Source organism: Fimbriimonadaceae bacterium, from assembly GCA_019638775.1.
Classification (GTDB): Bacteria; Armatimonadota; Fimbriimonadia; order Fimbriimonadales; family Fimbriimonadaceae; genus JAHBTD01.
This window is the reverse complement of record JAHBTD010000106.1, coordinates 1-1,255: the sequence shown is the minus strand read 5'-3', so window position 1 is coordinate 1,255 and position 1,255 is coordinate 1. Positions and strand designations below refer to the sequence as shown.

Annotated in this window: 1 protein-coding gene; it reads left to right on the top strand. The window is 57.7% G+C overall.

The window, feature by feature from the left end; translation table 11 throughout:
• Window positions 1-1,255: hypothetical protein (locus tag KF784_20280; GenBank protein MBX3121394.1), on the top strand; the 1,255-nt coding region annotated here is incomplete at both ends.

Sequence of the window (1,255 nt, the reverse complement as noted above, 5' to 3'; positions counted from 1 at the left end):
ATACGTCTACACCCCGGACGACCGAGTGATGGAAGGGGCGGTGGAGTATGGCAAACGCTATAGCGAAGCCGACTTCAACCGGATTATTGAGATCAAAGACCGTGAGAAGAAGCGCGTCGAGATCTTCATGCACACGATTAACCAGCGGGAAAAGACTCTGGTCTTTTGCGCGACACAGGATCACGCGCTGGCCGTCCGCGACCTCATCAACCAGATGAAGACGAGTCCCGACCCGAGCTATTGCCAGCGGGTCACGGCGAACGATGGTGAACTAGGCGAGCAGCATCTCCGCGACTTTCAAGACAACGAAAAGACGATCCCGACGATCCTCACCACCTCGCAAAAGCTTTCGACGGGTGTGGATGCCAGGAATATCCGGAATATTGTGCTCATGCGGCCGGTTAGTTCGATGATCGAGTTCAAGCAGATCATCGGGCGCGGGACGCGGCTTTATGACGGGAAGGACTATTTCACCATCTACGATTTCGTGAAGGCGCATCATCACTTCAACGATCCGGAGTGGGATGGGGAACCGATTCCGCCAGAGCCGAAAGAACCCTGTGCGAGATGCGGACAATCTCCTTGCCGCTGCGAACAATTGCCGCCGCAACCCTGCGGTGTATGCGGCAAACATCCATGCGCCTGCGAGCGAGCGCCTTGTGAGAAATGCGGCCAGAGGCCGTGCATGTGCCAGAAAAAGGTGAAGATCAAGCTGGCTGATGGCAAGGCCCGCACGATCCAGCACATGATGGTGACGACGTTCTGGCACCCTGACGGGACGCCCATGTCGGCGCAGCAGTTCCTGGAACTCCTGTTTGGCAAGTTGCCGGCCTTTTTTAGAAATGAAGCCGAGCTTCGGGCGATTTGGAGCCAGCCCGACACGCGCGCGAAACTCCTTCAAGGGCTCGCTGAGAAAGGGTTTGGTGCCGAGCAGATGGCGGAGATGCAACGCATTATCGATGCCGAGCGCAGCGATCTGTTCGATGTGCTCGCGCATGTGGCCTATGCGATGACGCCGCTCACGCGCGAGGAACGCGCTGCCAGGGCCAAGGCGGAGATCCATACGCATTTCACCGGCAAACAGCAGGCCTTTCTGGATTTCGTCCTCGCGCAGTACGTCAGGATTGGCGTGGAAGAACTGGCCCAAGACAAGCTCTCGCCGCTCCTCAAACTGAAGTATCACAACGCCATCGCCGACGCCGTGGCCGACTTAGGCAGGCCGGAAGAGATCGGGAAGGTCTTCGTGGGATTTCAA